General features: G+C 40.5%; 14 protein-coding genes. 12 read left to right on the top strand and 2 right to left on the bottom strand.

The window, feature by feature from the left end:
- Window positions 1–473: 473 nt before the first annotated feature.
- From AC13EX_RS17130 to AC13EX_RS17080, 11 genes are all read left to right on the top strand, one after another.
- Complete coding sequence (locus tag AC13EX_RS17130) at window positions 474–1,094, top strand: tetratricopeptide repeat protein (protein ID WP_482893649.1); 621 nt, start codon at window positions 474–476, stop codon at window positions 1,092–1,094.
- A gap of 448 nt (window positions 1,095–1,542) precedes the next feature.
- Complete coding sequence (locus tag AC13EX_RS17125) at window positions 1,543–1,710, top strand: group II intron maturase-specific domain-containing protein (RefSeq protein WP_482893648.1); 168 nt, start codon at window positions 1,543–1,545, stop codon at window positions 1,708–1,710.
- Between the two features lie 452 nt (window positions 1,711–2,162).
- The gene (locus tag AC13EX_RS17120) at window positions 2,163–2,408 is read left to right on the top strand and encodes an AbrB/MazE/SpoVT family DNA-binding domain-containing protein (RefSeq protein ID WP_303615689.1); all 246 of its coding nucleotides are present in this window, start codon (window positions 2,163–2,165) and stop codon (window positions 2,406–2,408) included.
- Window positions 2,399–2,722 (top strand): type II toxin-antitoxin system PemK/MazF family toxin, encoded by a 324-nt coding sequence (locus AC13EX_RS17115; protein WP_482893647.1) that lies wholly within the window; start codon window positions 2,399–2,401, stop codon window positions 2,720–2,722. The genes AC13EX_RS17120 and AC13EX_RS17115 overlap by 10 nt, the downstream gene beginning before the upstream one ends.
- Window positions 2,723–2,884: 162 nt before the next feature.
- Entirely contained in the window at window positions 2,885–3,109 is a 225-nt protein-coding gene (gene tnpA / locus AC13EX_RS17110) for an IS66 family insertion sequence element accessory protein TnpA (protein ID WP_482893646.1), read from the top strand.
- Window positions 3,110–3,189: 80 nt separating this feature from the next.
- Window positions 3,190–3,660 (top strand): MarR family winged helix-turn-helix transcriptional regulator, encoded by a 471-nt coding sequence (locus tag AC13EX_RS17105; protein ID WP_303615417.1) that lies wholly within the window; start codon window positions 3,190–3,192, stop codon window positions 3,658–3,660.
- Window positions 3,661–3,861: 201 nt separating this feature from the next.
- The gene (locus AC13EX_RS17100; protein WP_482893645.1) at window positions 3,862–4,341 is read left to right on the top strand and encodes a GNAT family N-acetyltransferase; all 480 of its coding nucleotides are present in this window, start codon (window positions 3,862–3,864) and stop codon (window positions 4,339–4,341) included.
- Between the two features lie 637 nt (window positions 4,342–4,978).
- Entirely contained in the window at window positions 4,979–6,454 is a 1,476-nt protein-coding gene (gene ltrA, locus AC13EX_RS17095; protein WP_482893644.1) for a group II intron reverse transcriptase/maturase, read from the top strand.
- Between the two features lie 483 nt (window positions 6,455–6,937).
- Window positions 6,938–7,924: a YpdA family putative bacillithiol disulfide reductase gene (locus AC13EX_RS17090; RefSeq protein ID WP_482893643.1), complete on the top strand. Its 987-nt coding sequence runs from the start codon at window positions 6,938–6,940 to the stop codon at window positions 7,922–7,924.
- Window positions 7,925–8,129: 205 nt separating this feature from the next.
- Complete coding sequence (ppk1, locus tag AC13EX_RS17085; protein ID WP_482893642.1) at window positions 8,130–10,124, top strand: polyphosphate kinase 1; 1,995 nt, start codon at window positions 8,130–8,132, stop codon at window positions 10,122–10,124.
- 1 nt (window position 10,125) lies between these two features.
- Window positions 10,126–11,205, top strand: coding sequence for an adenylate/guanylate cyclase domain-containing protein (locus AC13EX_RS17080; RefSeq protein ID WP_482893641.1), 1,080 nt, complete (start codon window positions 10,126–10,128; stop codon window positions 11,203–11,205).
- 578 nt (window positions 11,206–11,783) lie between these two features.
- Here the strand turns inward: AC13EX_RS17080 and AC13EX_RS17075 are convergent.
- Both AC13EX_RS17075 and AC13EX_RS17070 read right to left on the bottom strand, forming a co-directional pair.
- A complete protein-coding gene (locus tag AC13EX_RS17075; protein ID WP_482893640.1) occupies window positions 11,784–15,422 on the bottom strand; it encodes a BamA/TamA family outer membrane protein in 3,639 nt (1,212 codons plus the stop codon).
- Window positions 15,419–16,288 (bottom strand): SdiA-regulated domain-containing protein, encoded by an 870-nt coding sequence (locus AC13EX_RS17070; RefSeq protein WP_482893639.1) that lies wholly within the window; start codon window positions 16,286–16,288, stop codon window positions 15,419–15,421. The genes AC13EX_RS17075 and AC13EX_RS17070 overlap by 4 nt, the downstream gene beginning before the upstream one ends.
- A gap of 56 nt (window positions 16,289–16,344) precedes the next feature.
- On the opposite strand from AC13EX_RS17070, the gene AC13EX_RS17065 reads away from it, so the two are divergent.
- A complete protein-coding gene (locus tag AC13EX_RS17065; RefSeq protein WP_482893638.1) occupies window positions 16,345–17,382 on the top strand; it encodes a Pycsar system effector family protein in 1,038 nt (345 codons plus the stop codon).
- Window positions 17,383–17,508: the final 126 nt, after the last annotated feature.

Raw genomic sequence — 17,508 nt, 5'->3', positions numbered from 1 at the left:
TGCAGAAAATTACATTGAACAAGCTCTAAAAGAAAATAAATAACTACACCCAATAACTAAGCATTCTGACGGCTGGAACCCTTCGACAGGCTCAGGGACCAGTAGTGTTGGAAACTTGGTTTTTATGGGGAATGGTTTTCTCTTTTTGTTTTTTTAGCTGTAGGAGAATGAAAAAGTTGCTGATTTAATATTGTTCTTTGGCTTAGGGGTCCTCTTTTTAGTAGCTATTATTTATAAGTGAAAGTGTTTTGGAGTGAATTTTAGGCAGTTTTTGCCTTTAGGGCATACCTGTCCCATTAAGCTAAGGGGCACTTAGCTATGAAAGGCTTCGTTCCAACAGCTAACATTTACAAACGATATTGCCATGTTTAATGAACCGCCGTATACCGGCCGGTATACGGCGGTGTGAGAGGGTGGAGATACGAATTATTTCGTATCTTACTCTACTCGATTGTGGGTAATTAAAAAAAACAATGATCATTAGACTAACTTTAATCATACTAAGCTGTTTGACATTGATTTCTTGTAGACAACCTGAAAAGTCGAAGGAAGTAATGGAAAAAGCTATGGACGTTTATCTGAATTCAGATCTGAAAGACGACATCAAAATCGACAGTTCACTTAAACTGACAAATAAAGCCTTGGAGTTTGACGACCAAAACTTTGGTGCATTAAATCATAAAGCAACTCTTCTATTCAGAAAGAAAGATTCCAAAGGTTTAATTCAGGTAGTCGACAAACAAATTGAATTAACTGACAAACCATTTTATCTCCGACAAAAGGCAATTTACCTTGAACTTCAAGGTGATTCCCAAAAAGCAGCAGAATATTATTCGAGCGCGATAGCAAAATATCAAGAACACCTTAAATCAGACACTCAGAATTTCGACTTGATGATTGAATATCTTGGAGCTCTGGAATCTTCAGGCGACACCTTAAAAGCTGACAAAGTCCTCAGTGATATGAAAAAAATGGATTTTAAAGATTATCAAAAAGAAATATTGAGCTTATACAAAGATCAATACGTTTCAAAGGAACAAATTTTCAAATATTGGAAAGGTGAAATTAAATTTTACCAAATCGGACAGAAATAAAGAAAAACTACCCACAACAGCACCTAAGAAAACATGGGGCGGACAGTAGTAAACGCCAGGTTCGTACTTCGTGGCTATATTTGTCACGGGCGGACAAATAAGAGCTTCGAAAGCCCCACGTTTCTTAGCTGCAAAACGCCGTGTGCGCCCGGCATGGGTATTAACTATAGGGTGAAAGTTCCGAGCAGGCAGAGGTAAACTGAACTGCTAGCAAGTGGCAAGTGTAGCATCGCGAGGTGTCGCATGAAGCCCTGAGGGATCAGGATATATTAGAAGCCAGACTACAAAACACTGTACTGATGAACAAGAACCGCATATAGAGGCGGGTGTTGGCTTAGGATGAGATGGCACAGCCTGTCCCGTTAAACGTGATCACATCAAAGTCCATTGTTTACCCCTCTCGTAGGAGGCTAGGGTAGCAAAGCTTAAGTAATACTGTTCCGGTTGGATGGGTTATTTCCGTTATGCCAACATCAAAACAAGGCTTGTCGATTTAGATCGTCTCCTAGGGAGCCGGCTTCGGTATTGCATTTGGAAGAGTTGGAAACGAATAAGAACCAGAATACGGAACCTTATTAAACCCGAAATATGCAATAGACAATCTATTACGTGCTGAAATCGCTTCAAAATCAGCCACTTCGTTGCTGTTTTCAATTTCACCATAGCCCTGCTATGCTAAAATCTCCAAACAGCCTGATTTTCTTGTGATTGCAACACTCATCACGAATTCTATTACATAATCCGGGTTAAATTTGGACTACCAGAGTGGCTTGCGGTTAAGTGGGGTTTTACAAGAAGAGGTGGCTGGCATGTTGTGCAGCGCCCAATTCTTCGTACCACATTAACAAACGGGCACTTAGCTAAGAAAGGCTTCGTTCCAACAGCTAACATTTATAAAAGATATTGCCATGTTTAATGAACCGCCGTATACCGGCCGGTACGTACGGTGGTGTAAGAGGTTGGAGATACGAATTATTCATAACTTACTCTACTCGACTGGCATTAATACGGAATGAATTTTGATATTTCCATAAAATGTAGTTACTTAGTAATAACATTTAAGAAGTTATGGAAACATCAATAATCAAAATCGGAAATTCAAAAGGACTTCGTTTGAGTAAGACCATTTTGGAAAAATACAACATTAAAGACAAGGTTGAACTTATCCTCGAAAAAGGACAAATTATTCTTAAACCAATTGCTTCGCCTAGAAAAAATTGGGAAAAAGAATTTAAGAAAATGAGTGAAAACAGAGACGATAAGTTACTGATGAACGATGTGTTCGATGATGAAAACCTTGAAGAATGGATGTAAAACAATACGCAATCATTCTTATAAACCTTGACCCAACAATTGGGAGCGAAATAAAAAAAACAAGACCTTGTGTTATCGTTTCACCAAATGAAATGAATAAATATTTGAACACAATCGTTCTTGCACCTATGACAACGAATCTAAAAAAATATCCAACAAGGGTTTCCGTAAAACACAACGGAAAAAAGGGAATGATTGCAATCGACCAAATTCGGACAGTCGATAAAACCAGAATAATCCGAGTTTTTGAAAGTCTGACAAAATCGGAAATTGAAAAGTGCAAAGAAGTGATAAAAGAAACCTTTGTAGACTAAAAAAAGTACTAATACCAATAACTAAGCATTCTGACAGCTGGAACCCTTCGACCCCTTAAACAAGCTCAGGGACTGTTCTCAGGAACCGGTTGTACCCAACCCACCAAGTGAATGTCTTATCTAAATAGAGAGCCCTTTATTTTTGTAGCAAAGATATAAGTTATGAAAATAAGAGAAGAAATGGTAGAGTTGGTCCATGAGTTTGAAACTAGCGGACAGACGCAGACGCTTTTCAGTGAATCCAAGGGGATAGGGTTTCATAAATTCAATTACTGGTACAGGAAGCTTAAAAGAGAGGCTGTAACTCCTCAAGGTTTTTACAAGATCGAGAATTATTTTTTTGGTAATCTAAGCCATAAAAATTGGTTTGGCTTAGTTCCGTTTTAAGCAATTCTTCAAAAAAAAAAACATAACCAGTTAACTATTTAATTTGAAATTCCTATATTTGCATAACCAGTTATGTAATTATGAAAAAATACGACCATTTAACTTTTACTGCCAGACTCAAAAGAATAAGTGATAATTTACTTTATGGAGCAAAGGATTTATATAAAACCTTAAACCTGGAAATTGAACCTAATTGGCATTTAATATTTCTTCTTTTCAAGGAAAAAAATACCCTTACAATTACTGAAATTGCTGAAGAATTGAAAATATCTCAGCCTGGAGTTATTAAGATTGTCAATAAAATGAAGACCAAAAAATATCTTAAAGCCGAGAAAGATAAAAAGGACAGTAGAATTCAGTTACTGAAACTTACAACTAAGGCAAAAAAAGAACTACCTAAATTAGAAGGGATTTGGTCTGCTGGTGAAAAAACTATTGTAGACATTTTAGATAACAACACTGAAATTTTCGAACATTTGGATAGAATTGAAATTGCTATTTCAAAATCCGACTATAAAGAACGAACTTTAATCCATTTAGATAATGATTAATTTATTCGGTTTTTCAGCTTTAGGTATCGCTTTATTTGCGTTGTCAAATAAAAACATAATCAAATTAAGAACCTGGCATTTCATTTCTAGCTTAATGTATATTATTTATGGTTTTGCTATAAATGCTATTCCAATTGTGGTAGGTGCTATTTTATACTGTTTCATTCACGCCTATCATATTTACAATTCAAAAAATATCCAATGATTAGAAAAGCAACAAGAGAAGATTATAACGCTGTATGGAAAATATTTTCTGAAGTGATAAAAACAGGAGATACATATGTATTTAGTCCGGGAACGTCAAAAGAAGATATTCAGAAACATTGGTTTTCGGATTATATGAACACCTTTGTATTTGAAGAAAACAATGAAATTTTAGGGACTTATATAATAAAGCCAAACCAAATAGGTTTAGGAAATCACATAGCAAATTGCAGCTATATGGTAAGTCCTAATGCGCAAGGAAAAGGTATAGGAAAACAACTATGTGAACATTCATTAGAATTTGCAAAAGAAAGTAATTTTAAAGCAATTCAATTTAACATTGTTGTTAGTACTAACAAAACCGCAATTAAACTGTGGGAAAAGTATGGGTTTAAAATCATTGGTACAACACCCAATGGATTTAGACACCTTGAATTAGGTTTGGTCGATACTCATATTATGTACAAACCACTATAAACTGCTTACAATCGAGTAGCCCGACCTGAGCCAAATAGCTCAGGTTGAGGCTCTCACACCACCGTAGTGCGACAAGAAGTCGCTTAGATAACTGTTTAACGTTCCATGAACGATTAAACCTTGTGTTCCATCACAAGTACCCTATGGATACGTGCATTTCTGGTAACGGAATTGTGCGAAGCTATCCGGACAATATAGCCCGTAAAGAGATTCTGTGAAGAATCTCTGTTGCGCACCAATTTCAGGTGCGGGGGAGTTAGGCTTGATGGGTATGGTCAACATACGTGAACTGCTGATAAATGTCGTGACGTGTAGACAGCGAAAGACGTTGACACGCTGTGACCAAAACGGTAAGGGGTATAGTTAGCAGGCTTTTCGGTTTCTGCTACATGGATTTCGATTCCCCCGGCAAAGAGGCAGGACCTAACCCCGTCCGTTATCTAAGCGGAACTTGGTAAGCCCGCAATCCTTCCCGGAATTCCTGGATTAGCCGGCTGCAAAGCAGGCCCAACGGGCTGCGGGTAAAGGAAAGACGGAGAAAGCAAATGCCCCCATCTAATGTGGTGGATAGGCCCACTTCCGTCATGGTACTCTTTTACGAGAAAATTACAGTAAGACTTCAATGAGGAAAACGCAAATGAATCCGACAAATGCCGGATGTGCATCCCCAACGACATGGGACGATTGGAACTCCATTAATTGGAAGAAAGTCGAACGTGGCGTAAAGTCACTGCAATCACGTATCGTAAAGGCCGTCAAACAAAAACATTTTCACAGGGCAAAAGCACTTCTGCACCTGATGTCAAGGTCATTCTACGGGAAATTGCTCGCAATTTTCCGGGTAACCTCCAACAAAGGCAGCAGAACCCCCGGGGTGGACAAAGTGCTCTGGAACACGCCGGGGAGAAAGTGGAAAGCCACTGAACTTCTCAAAGTCAGGGGATACAAAGCAAGACCACTCAAACGAAAATCCATAAAAAAGAAAAACGGAAAGTACCGGCACCTGGGCATACCCACCATGGCGGACAGGGCCATGCAGGCCCTGTTCAGGCTGGGATTGGACCCGATAGCGGAGACCACAGCAGACTTGAACTCATACGGGTTCAGGCCCAAACGCTCGTGCGCAGACGCAATCGTTCAATGCCACAATGTGCTGTGCCAACGCAATTCGGCTGAATGGATATTGGAAGCGGACATCAAAGGATGTTTCGACAACATTTCGCACGAATGGATCCTGCAAAATATCCCCTTGAGCAAAAAGGTTCTTGCCCAATGGCTCAAGACGGGCTACATGGACAACAACCAATGGTTTCCAACAGAAAGCGGAACACCGCAGGGTGGTATAATCTCGCCTACAATCGCCAACATGGTACTTGACGGAATGGAAAAAGAAATAAACATCCATGCCGGACACAAAGGGGGGAGGAACCCCCACAAAATCAACTTCATCCGTTATGCGGACGACTTTGTGGTGACCTGTGGCGACAGTGAATATCTTGAAAGCGAGATAAAACCGCTAATCAGTGGATTTCTCTCCAAGAGGGGGCTTGAGCTCTCCCGGGCGAAAACCAAGATTACCCATATCAGCAAGGGTTTCGACTTTCTAGGCTTCAACATCCGCAAATACGGAGATAAATGCCTCACCAAACCCATGAAGGATTCAGTGAAGTCAATCATGGTAAATATCGGTGGGGCTACAGCCAACCATAAGTCCGTGACGCAGGTAGAACTCATCCGCATGATCTCTCCAAAGATCAGGGGGTGGGCCAACTACTACCGCCATTCAGCCGCCTCACGAACCTTTGCGCTGTTGGACCATAAAGTGTTCAGATTGCTGTGGAAATGGGCCAAGCGCAGACACCCCAAGAAAGGAAGCCGTTGGATCAGGGCAAAATACTTTAAGACTAAAGGCAACAGAAATTGGGTGTTTGCCGCCGAGGAAAAGGGAAAGACATTCGAACTTCCTCTCTTCGAAGCCGCCAAGATAAGGAGGCACGTCAAAATAAGGAACAACTCTAACCCTTATGACAGGGAATGGGAAAGTTACTTTAAGGAAAGGATGATTCGGGGAAAAACAACACCCAAAAAACTCAAAGAAAGCCGACTGGCTTGATGGCCGGACTGCCCCTTGGCAGTCTTTAGAGTGCTTGAGCCGTATGAGGGGAAACTCTCACGTACGGTTCTTGGAGGGGAAAGCGGGAGTAATCCCCCTGACCTACTCGACCGTACGGGTCTCGTACCTGCCCTGCATTCCGGCGCTTCACTAAAATGATCCTAAGAGATCATTTTTTACGCTCAGCCCCAGTTCACCGGATTGTAGGTTGCGCTTTGATGTAATAGGAAAGCATAGATTCATCCCCTTTTCTTCTCTGGCGTAACAAAGTAATAGTATGGGACTTTGATCTTTTTACATGGATTAAACAAGTCAAAACCTCACCCATTTACCCTAGTTAAAATCTCCTCAAAAACTTTGACCTATCCTCCAATTAGGCTAATTTTCTAGTAATTTCACCAGTTCCTGAGAGCTCCCCAGCAATTCCAATTACATAATCGGGATTTAAAGGAACTCAAAATCACAATTCATGTTTACTATCGTATGAAAAAGTTGGAATTACTGATAATTGGAGCCGGCCCCATTGGCCTGGCCTGTGGCATAGAAGCGAAAAAAGAAGGCCTCGACTACCTGATAATAGAGAAAGGTGTGCTGACCAATTCGATTTTTAACTATCCAGTCAATATGACTTTTTTTTCCACCTCTGAGAAGTTGGAGATGGCAGATATTCCATTTATGTCTATCTCCAATAAACCTACCAGGCCTGAAGCCTTGGAATATTACAGGAGGATAGTCAAACATTACCAACTCAACATCAACCTTTACGAAAAGGTAAACACCCTAGAAAAACAAGAAGGTGGATTTTTGGTCCATACCTCCAAAGGGGATTACCTGGCCGAAAAGCTTGTCCTGGCCACAGGCTTCTATGACCTGCCCAATACCATGAATGTTCCGGGTGAAGATTTACCCAAAGTTTCGCATTACTACAAAGAACCCTGGCCTTATATCGGGCAGAAGATCGTCGTGATTGGCGGAGGCAATTCAGCTGTGGATGTAGCCCTTGAGACCTGGAGAAAGGGAGCGGAGGTGACCATGGTAGTAATGAAACCTGAGATCGATCAAACAGTTAAATACTGGGTTTTACCTGACATCGAAAACAGAATCAAAGAGGGATCGATAAAAGGCTATTACAATTCCAGCATTAAAGAAATAAGGGAAAAAGAAGTGGTGCTGAACACCCCTGAGGGAGAGGTAATTATAGAAAATGATTTTGTACTGGCAATGACGGGTTACAAACCCAATTTTGAATTGCTGGACCAACTAGGCGTGAAGTTAAGTTTGGATGAAAAAAGACAACCATGCTTTGATGACATTAGCCAGGAATCGAATGTGCCCGGACTTTACCTCGCAGGGGTTGTTTGCGGTGGGCTCAACACCAGAGAGTTTTTTATAGAGAATACCATCTCTCACGCCAAGGCCATTGTAGCCGATATTTCAAGAAAAAAAGCAGCTTCAACCAGGGAAGGTTAATTCTTTAATTGATATAGTGGGAAGAGCTGTACTGCCTAATCCTGGGTTTAGGCAGTACATGAAATAATTTATGGCTTTTCGATTTAAATCCCCATTACTGAGGCCCTAAGTTGAATTCAAGTACTTGTTATTTGGTAAAGAATAGTTCTGATCTATGGTACTGGTATTGTCTAATACCTTATATTTGAATAAACTGGAATAAGCCATGAACTACACAGATCGGGATTTAAATTGGTTGTCTTTTAATGAACGCATTCTTCAGGAAGCAGAAAATGAAGACAGTCCCCTGATGGAACGCTTGAAGTTCTTGGCCATTTATTCCTCCAACCTAGAGGAGTTTTATAGGGTCAGGGTAGCGAGCCATCGTTTCGCTCAGACCTTCCAGGCTGATCTGAAAAACAAATACGGTTACCGACCCTCATTTCTCCTTCAGCAGATCAACCAAGTTGTAAGCGCTCAACAGGAGCGTTTGGGTAAAGTTTTCTATTCAAAAATTCTTCCAGGCTTAGCAAAAGAAGGCGTTCATTTATTAACGGACCATTTTTCCGAGAAAGACAAGATCCAAATGGGTACCTTCTATGACCTTCGGCTCAAGGGAAACTTCACCATTCAGGACATTACAGAAGAAGTCAACCTCCAACTTAAAAACCTAACGGTCTATCTTTACGCCGTCACCAAAGAGCGACAGTTTCTCATTGAACTAGACTATAAAACCTTAGGAAGGTTTATTGAAATCTCTACCTCGGACAAGGAGAAACGCATCGTACAGTTAGATGATATTTTTAGAAGTAATTCGGAAAAGTTCTTGGGTGAAAAATCCGAAATATTTGCCGTAAAGATCTCAAGGGACGCCGAATTGTACATGGACGACGAAGAGGAGGATATTGTATCAAAAATAGAAAAAAGCATTGTTAACAGAGATACAGGTCTTCCTTCTCGCTTACTTTTTGATGAAAACATCCCTTTCAAGTACATCGATACATTAAGAAAGAAAATAAAGGTGGACATGTCTGGGTTAATTCCTGGTGGTCGCTACCATAATTTTTATGATTTCTTTGGCTTTCCTGCATCGGAAAAGCACTTATTGTTCCCGGAAATCCCTATAATCCCTTGCTCAAGGCTTGATCATTCCTCGGATTGGTTTGAAGAAATTGATAAGGAAGCCATTTTTCTAAGTTTCCCTTACCAAAGTTATGCATACGTAACGGACTTTTTGAAACTGGCGGCAGAAGACCCGCATGTTGAGGAAATTAATATCACCCTATACCGGGTGGCAAAGACCTCAGCGGTTTGCTTGGCACTTGAAGCAGCTGCCAAAAATGACAAGAAGGTATTTGTCTTGGATGAAGCACAGGCCCGGTTTGATGAGGAATCAAATATTTACTGGGGAGAGCGGCTAACCAAGGCAGGGGCTACAGTAAAGTATGGCATAAATGATTTGAAAGTGCATGCTAAAATTTGCACCATTAAGCGACGCGAGGGCAAGAACATAAAGACCTATGCCTACATGGGCACGGGCAATTTTAATGAAAAAACGGCTGAAATATATGGGGACCATGCCCTGCTCAGCACACAAAGAAATTACACCAGGGACCTGGATGAGGTATTCGCCTTTCTCAAGGACAATTCCTACAAACCCAAATTTGAAAGCCTATTGGTTGCTCCTTTTAACTTAAGAAATTCCATTGAGCAATTAATTGACAATGAAATCAGCTTAGTTAAAAAAGGCAAAAAGGGCCAATTGACCGTCAAGCTTAACAGCTTAGAGGATACCCTTATGATCGATAAGCTTAGGCAGGCTGCGGATGAGGGCGTAGAAATTGACCTTATTGTTCGTGGCATTTGTTGCTACCATCCACAAACGGAGCTACAAGAGAAAAACATCAAAGTGGTGAGCATAATAGATCGCTTCCTGGAACATACCAGAATATACCAATTCCATAACGATGGTGACAAAAAGGTATTCCTGGCCTCAGCGGATTGGATGACTAGAAATTTATCGAGACGGATAGAAGTAGCTTTTCCAGTACTTCAGAAAAAGGCCAAATCACTTTTACTGGATGAACTGAATTTCCAACTCCATGACAATAAAAAAGGAAGACAGGTAGCCTGCAAGGATGAAAATCAATTTATTATGGGAAAAGAAGACTTGAGCTCACAAGTGAAAATGTTCGGCTTAGTAAAAAAATTCAATCTATAAAATGCTGTCTAGAGAAATCATTCGAAATTTTAAAATCTACTTTCTGTTGGGCGCTATTTTTATGGCCTTGTCCGCTTACAGTAGGTTTTATTTCTCTGAAATGTACCGCATAGAACCATTGGGCATAAGCAGCATAGATTTGCTGGACATTTTGAAATTTGTTTTCTTAATGATCTTTTTAGGTTCTTTTGGCCTTGCACTTTTATCTAGCATGTTTGATGTGCTGATACTTAAAAAACTATTAAAAAATACTTCCCCAAAAATTGCCCTAAGCATTGGGATTCCGGCTCAGGCACTCATGATTATTTTGATTGTTCAAGTTTTGGACTTCGTTTATGTTACTACCTTACCATTGATTTATGAGGGACCTGTAGAACCCACCGGGCCTTCAGAAAACATGTTTTTAATTATTCACCTTATCGTGGCTGTTGGCATGTCTAAGGTATTGATAGAAATTGACCGAAAACTGGGTCCAGGCAATTTATGGAAGATGCTCACGGGGAAATTCTTTAAGCCCCGAGAAGAAGAAAGGATTTTTATGTTTATTGATTTGCAGAGTAGCACTTCTATTGCAGAGAGAATTGGACATCTAGAATACAGCAAATTTTTACAAAGCTGTTTTCAGGATTTCTCAATTGTGGACCACTACCGAGCAGACATCTATCAGTACGTAGGAGATGAAGTTGTTGTAAGTTGGTCGCCCAATAAGGGGGTTAAAAATGATAATTTCTTAAAAGCTTTTTTCGCCTTTACCAACCTACTAAAAAGAAAAAGGGGACATTATCAAAAGGAGTACGGTATATCGCCCTATTTTAAAGCAGGAGCCAATATTGGGCCAGTGATCATTACTGAGGTGGGAGACATAAAAAGGGAGATTACTTACCATGGAGACACGCTGAATACCGCAGCCAGGATACAAGAAAAGTGCAATGATTTAAAGGCCCAATTGCTGATTTCTGAATCGCTTTACAAACTTGTCAATAATAAAGATGCCTATCAGATAGATGATGTAGGGACAATTCATTTGAAGGGAAAAGGCAAAAATGTACGGCTATATCGCGTGGCCCAGTTAGACAATTGATTGTATAATTTGATAGGCAATAAACCACTGTGCCTTTTTTCTTTTAAAGCTGGCTTTTCATTAATAAACACATTATTAGGCAATTTCAAGAGCTGTTAACTACCCTACTTTAACTTTGTCGAGGTATTATATCTGGGTTAAAACAAGCATATATCATTTACATGTACTCAGCAGCACAATTTCTATAAAAGCCAAGAAGCCTAAAGGGCTTCAACCCGAAATATGCAATAGACAATCTAATACGTGTTGAAATCGCTTCAAAATCAGCCACTTCGTTGCTGTTTTCAATTTCATCATAGCGATGCTATGCTAAAATCTCCAAACAGCCCGATTTTCTTGCGATTGCAACACTTCCCGTAAACACGGGCAGGCTATCACCCCTGACTATTGTCAGGACGGAGAAATCCTATTACATAATCCGGGTTCAACAACAATAACCACGGGTGGAACCCGTGGGGAAAGCGAATATATACACACTGATTTTGGCGGTATTTTTGCCTTTTTTTCTGCAACAATGCTGACAAAATCAACTTACGTTTGCGGCACAATCTTACGAACCACAACTTTTAAATACGGAATTAAAATTGGTAGCCGAATGAAAAGAAGGGTAAAACCTCCTCATCAGTAAATCCTACAGAGAAAGTGGCCACCAACTGATTGAGTGGAGCCAACCAAATCCCGCCGCCGGTGGCATTGTGCCATTTATGGGACGCTTCATTTCTTACCCATACCCTACCTATATCATTAAAAGCAAGCACTCCAACAGTTGCAGGTAGCACATAGGTCTTCAAATTAAACAATCGAATCCTTACTTCTGTATTGTTATAAGCGACTGCATCACCATTGAACCTAAACCTTCTATATCCACGCAAATTCTCTAGACCACCAAGCGTTTGTCCCTGAAAAAATTCATAATGCCCCCAATTTTTGCCTGCACCAAATTTGCTTGCCCAAACCAATCTCGACGGGTATCGAAAAGACCAATACAATGCAAGTTCAGCATTTACACTACTGAAGTTATTTGAATGCGCATTCATTTTCCACAGCCTTTTTGCCTGCCCACTGAAGTACAATCCTCTTGTAGGCATTTGTTTTTGGTCTCTGGTATCAAAAACGATTTTGGCCGAGCCTCCACTGTAAAACTTGGCTTTGTCCAGGCGTTCCTGATCCAAACCACTTTCTGGTGAAGTAACAAATTTCCCAGCATTGTCACTCGGATCAAATCGGTAAACCTGAAAATTTGGTCCAATGCTGAGACTTCCACTTCCCCCTAATTTAGCTTGCAAGCCACTGTACAATTCATACCAATTGAACCTCGATCGATAATAAGCAATATCGTAGTTTTTCGTATCGTATTCCGTTTCATTCCCCCTTCCAAAGTAGTTATAAGAATAGTGTGGTGCACGAACATCCGCTTTCCACAGTAAGTCCAACTTGCCCAAAACATCAACCGCTTGCCCCTCATAGGCAATATTAAAAGCATTGGTTTTAATCGCATATTTACCCATAATGGACTGCCGAACTGAAAAGGGCTCCATATTAAAACCTTGCTTTTCCCAAAGAAGACCTCCACCAATAAAAACCCCATCATCTCTGTTATACCCTACTGAGGCCAAAGGCATGACTTTATCAAACTTAAACGCTGTCCTGTTATAGCCTAAACCCGAGGGAGAATACTTTAATTTAATGCTCCCCCCTGAAACAATGGTCTGTTCTTTTCCGGCATTTTGATAAACCAAAGTATTCTTCCTTTGAGTAATCCCCTTGTCTTCAATAAGCTTATCCCCATGTCCGGGAATTACCCTTAATTTAATCTTTCCAGGCCCTTCCCCTTCAAAGGCAAAAGTATCATCCCCTTCCAATCCATACAATCGGACCTCCCTGGTTTCAGTTGGCAAAAAGGTACGCTGATAAAGTTTTTGTTCCAGATCTCCGGATTTATCGATCTTCCTAACTTTTACCTCAACCCTTCCATCAGAAAGGTATTTCACTTTGAAAAGCTCATTTTTATCGGTCCCTGTAATATTCACCTCCTTGGAGAGGAAACTGTAATATTGAAGCATTTCTTGCTTTAGCCAGGTTTTTCTTTGACGCAACTTTGCTTGGATTACCGGGCCATCTTTTGCTGCAACAGCCTCCGGCCAATCCCGAAAAGCTCCATTGATGGCCTCATCAGTCATTTTGGCAATTTCCTTGTCCAATGTTTTCTCCCAATCCTTCTGATCCAACTCATTGATAAAGCTACGGTCAAAGTACCTTCCGTTAAACATAAAGCCAGCCACAAAGCGAGGTGCTTCGTAACCAAAGCCCTGAAACTTAGGAATCAGCCATTTTCTACTGCCGATCTTGGGAATAAGCCCTTCATTAACAAAGAAAGCTTGGTCTCTATCTCTAGGCATAGGAGTAAACTCCCAACCTTTTTTCTTCTTTTCACCTATCCACCTCCATTGGTCATCATGCCTATCCCAATCACCTATCCAAAGGTCAAATATTCTTGCTTTCAATACTTCCTTTTGCTTTACCTGATGATCGTTATCCCCATGAATTTTGGACAGCATTTTATCCGTACTGAAAAACTTAATGTCCTCAGGGGCTTCTGGAGAGGCTATTTCACGTTCTTCAAACAAGTACAAATTATCGGCAAATTCTTCCCTATAAACCCCCAATAAAGGATCATCTGGCAAATACACAATTTTTGGGTTGGTATGTACTATTCCTACCTCATGCGCCAATCGAGCTACAGCCAAGGCAGCATATGGATGAGAAGAGGAGATCTGATCCTGGATGACCTCCTTGGCAATGGTTTCACGCAAATGGGGAGCCAAGGCCTTGTAAGGGTATTTATTTACCGAGCGAAGCACATACTCCCTACCGCTAGCACTTTCCAATCTCAGGGAGCGGGTTTGCATGCCACCGCCTCTTTTGAGAATGCGAAGACCTCCCTTGGCAGTTGTCAGGTCCAATGTTTCAAAAGTAGCAGGAATGGCCCAGGTCTCCCGGTAATTTTTCCCAAGAAATTTATAGTATCCTTTACCATGCAGGTATTGGGTGGAAATGGGCCTGGTTACGGTTTCAGGTAAGTCACGATCAAACAAATCCAACTCCTTCTTACTATTGGCATAGGGCTTAACCAATTGCTTTTCATAAAGTGCTTCCCCTTTCAATGGATCAAAAAAGGACAGATTTACTTTATGGTTTTCATAAAAATCCAATACTGCATAACCTTGCTTGGGATAGATAAAATCTGCTTCATTGTTTTTTTTAATTGTCGTATGCTTTGCCCCAGCTCCACTGATAATATAATTCACATTGTCTTCCTTCGTAAAAGCCAAGCCATGCTCATGCCCAGCCACTTGAATGATATTAGGGTGATTGGCAAAAATTTCATCAAAGGCTTTAATCATGGCTTCATACCGCGGATGAACCAGATCTTGGACATTGCCAAACCAAGTTCTATAAAGTGGGTAAATGGAACCAATAAAAGGTAAAGGAAGGTATAAATTAGGGGAGATATTGGTGAGGGGAAACAGATGGTCTTTCAAGCTATAAGCGCCATTATGCGGCCCATAAGACCTGAGTGGATGGTGCATGGCTACCAGTATGGTTTTGTCCTTGTTTTCTTCAAGTACATAACGCGTGGCTTCCAAAACCTCCGCTTCAGATTTGTATTCACAATCCGATTCCAGCTCAGGTTTGCCCCTAAGCTGAAGCCACCATTGGCTGTCTAGCAATACCAATATGGTTTCATTATCCAGTTCAATAATATTAGGACCAGGACAAGCACTGCTTGGTAACCACTTTACCTTATCTTCAGGATAGTTTTCCACCACATATTTCTCAGCCCTTAGGACGTTTTCCCAGCCATCTGTTTTTCCTTTTCCCCAATCGTGATTCCCTGGAATCATCCAAATCTTCCCATTTAGGTATTGGTAAAGATCCAGTTGGGTTTTTAGTATCAATTCTGCCTCTGCCCTACTTTCCTCGTTGATGGCAGGCATCCCAAGTGGATAAATATTATCCCCCAAATAAACAATATGGGCAGGGCTTTCTGGGTCTGCTTGAAGTTTTTTGCGGATGTCTTCGACGACAGGATGTTGTCCATTTTCAAGTTCGCCAGCGTCTCCAACCAAATAAACCCTAAATTTCCTAGACACTTCCTGGGCCTGTATCAAGGAAGGAAGCCAACATAAAATCAGCAGGTAAAGAAATTTTATCATGGTTTCATTTGTATTGGATGATAAGGAAAAACCAAAATATTTGGTTCCCCTCCTCTGGCCTCATTGGAAATGTACATATTCCCCTCCGGATCAAAGGTTATCCCTTCAGGCTGCTTAAATATTTCTGGATTAAGGCGATAAACTTTTATAGGGTTAAAATCCAAATCTGTAATTAACAACCACTTACTGGCCGAAGAGAGGACATAGAATTGCTTTTCTATAGGATGCAATGCAACTGCTGCTGGTTTAATCTCCAAAGGCTCATTGTCTTTATTCGCTAAGTGTTTTTGGATTTCTCCCCTTTCCAAGGTGATAAAAGAGGCAGATTCGTATTGCTTCGAAGTCAAATCAAAACGGAAAACCGAGGCTTCCTCTGTGCCTTTGTCCCACTTACAAGACTTACAAAACACATACAGGTAATCTCCATTTTCAGAAACAACCATTGCTTCCAGGTCTCTTTTTTTCTCAATTGGAAAATCGTATTTGGTAGTTTTTGCGTTTTTGGTCAGAGGAGAGCTGACTTCATAGAGTGTTCCATCACTCTGTAGCACCCATGCCACATCGTTTACCCATGCGATGTCTTCTATGTCATTGTTTTTGGCAAACTTCTGCTTTTCCTGGATTTTTCCTGTTTCTGGGGCTAGTCTATAAATCACTGAGGACTCATCCTCTATGGCCCAAATTTGGTTTTCCCCTACCCACTCAAGTCCTGAAACTTCTTCCAAATCATCCTCAAGTAGGATTTTCTGGAAATTATCAAGGTCATAGGCTTCTGGAAACAACTCTGTTGAAAACTTTTGCGTACCGGGAGTACATTGCCAATTAACAAAAATAATAAAGGTTAAAATCTGTGAAAAATACATCATTATTCAATTGTAATTAATTACCTTCAAAACAGTATACGTAAAATTAGTAATTAGTGGTGGATAAGCAATTAGAGAAATTTGAACGCTGGATCAGGGAAATGTTTGAGAATCGCCAAAAATCGGAGGTTTGTTACCATAACATGGACCATTCATTGCAAATTGTAAAGAAGGTAGCGGAGATCGGAGAATACTATAACTTAAGCAAAGAAGAAAAGGAAGATTTGTATGTAGCCGGTTGGATGCATGACATCGGCTATTGGGAAGGGAAAGGAGAAGGACATGAGATTAAAGGCTCAGAAATGGCACAAAAATACCTGATTGAATTGGGCCTTAATCAGGAAAGAGTAGATCGGATAAAATCCTTAATCCTGGCCACAAAGGTACCGCAAAACCCTAAAAACCTGCTGGAAGAGATCATTTGTGATGCAGACTTATTTCATTTGAGTTCTGAGGGTTTCTTTGAACAGACGCTATTGCTAAAAAAAGAAAAGACAAATCTTGGCTTTGAAAAAACATCATTAAGTGAGTGGCTGAAGGATAGCCGTCTTTTTATGCTTGTTCACCACTACCATACCGAATATGCCAAAATCTATTTTCAACCTGGGAAAGAAGCAAATCTGGAATCGATTGAAATGAAGATCAAAGAAGCAGAAGAACATTCAAAAGCCAAGTCAGAAGGAAAAAAAAAGGACAAGAATAAAAAAAAGTCGGAAAGAGGGATTGAAACCATGTTTCGAATCACCTCAAAAAACCATTTGGCTCTTTCTGCTTTGGCTGACAATAAGGCCAATATCATGATCTCGGTCAATTCAATTATTATCTCCATTGTGGTTGCTGTTTTCATCCGAATAATTGAGGAATTCCCCTATTATTTGGTTCCAACACTTATGTTGATCACCACTTGTCTTATTGCCATGGTTTTTGCCATATTGGCCACCCGACCAAATGTAACCAACGGCATCGTCACCAAAGAAGACATCCGGAAAAAGAAGGGAAACCTGCTCTATTTTGGTAATTTCTATGAAATGCCCCTACCTGAATACAAAGAAGGTATGCATGCCCTAATGGATGATGGGACCTACCAATGCTATTAAGTTAAGCCTTTTAGCTTACTATTTGGGTTTCAAAATTGAATGTTTTTGATTTTCTGGCTCGGTTGCCTGTCGGTTTACCAGTTTAGGGGCATACCTTTCCCTTCACTTGGAACAGGTACCTAATTT

Source organism: Cyclobacterium sp. L-R (assembly GCF_056859355.1).
The sequence above is the reverse complement of the archived record's forward strand: the minus strand, read 5'-3'. Positions and strand labels throughout refer to the sequence as shown.

Bases quoted from the DNA above. Each gene is read 5' to 3' on its own strand.
- AC13EX_RS17130 (WP_482893649.1), top strand. From the start codon at position 474: ATGATCATTAGACTAACTTTAATCATACTAAGCTGTTTGACATTGATT.
- AC13EX_RS17125 (WP_482893648.1), top strand. From the start codon at position 1,543: ATGGGTTATTTCCGTTATGCCAACATCAAAACAAGGCTTGTCGATTTA.
- AC13EX_RS17120 (WP_303615689.1), top strand. From the start codon at position 2,163: ATGGAAACATCAATAATCAAAATCGGAAATTCAAAAGGACTTCGTTTG.
- AC13EX_RS17115 (WP_482893647.1), top strand. From the start codon at position 2,399: ATGGATGTAAAACAATACGCAATCATTCTTATAAACCTTGACCCAACA.
- tnpA (WP_482893646.1), top strand. From the start codon at position 2,885: ATGAAAATAAGAGAAGAAATGGTAGAGTTGGTCCATGAGTTTGAAACT.
- AC13EX_RS17105 (WP_303615417.1), top strand. From the start codon at position 3,190: ATGAAAAAATACGACCATTTAACTTTTACTGCCAGACTCAAAAGAATA.
- AC13EX_RS17100 (WP_482893645.1), top strand. From the start codon at position 3,862: ATGATTAGAAAAGCAACAAGAGAAGATTATAACGCTGTATGGAAAATA.
- ltrA (WP_482893644.1), top strand. From the start codon at position 4,979: ATGAATCCGACAAATGCCGGATGTGCATCCCCAACGACATGGGACGAT.
- AC13EX_RS17090 (WP_482893643.1), top strand. From the start codon at position 6,938: ATGAAAAAGTTGGAATTACTGATAATTGGAGCCGGCCCCATTGGCCTG.
- ppk1 (WP_482893642.1), top strand. From the start codon at position 8,130: ATGAACTACACAGATCGGGATTTAAATTGGTTGTCTTTTAATGAACGC.
- AC13EX_RS17080 (WP_482893641.1), top strand. From the start codon at position 10,126: ATGCTGTCTAGAGAAATCATTCGAAATTTTAAAATCTACTTTCTGTTG.
- AC13EX_RS17075 (WP_482893640.1), bottom strand. From the start codon at position 15,422: ATGATAAAATTTCTTTACCTGCTGATTTTATGTTGGCTTCCTTCCTTG.
- AC13EX_RS17070 (WP_482893639.1), bottom strand. From the start codon at position 16,288: ATGATGTATTTTTCACAGATTTTAACCTTTATTATTTTTGTTAATTGG.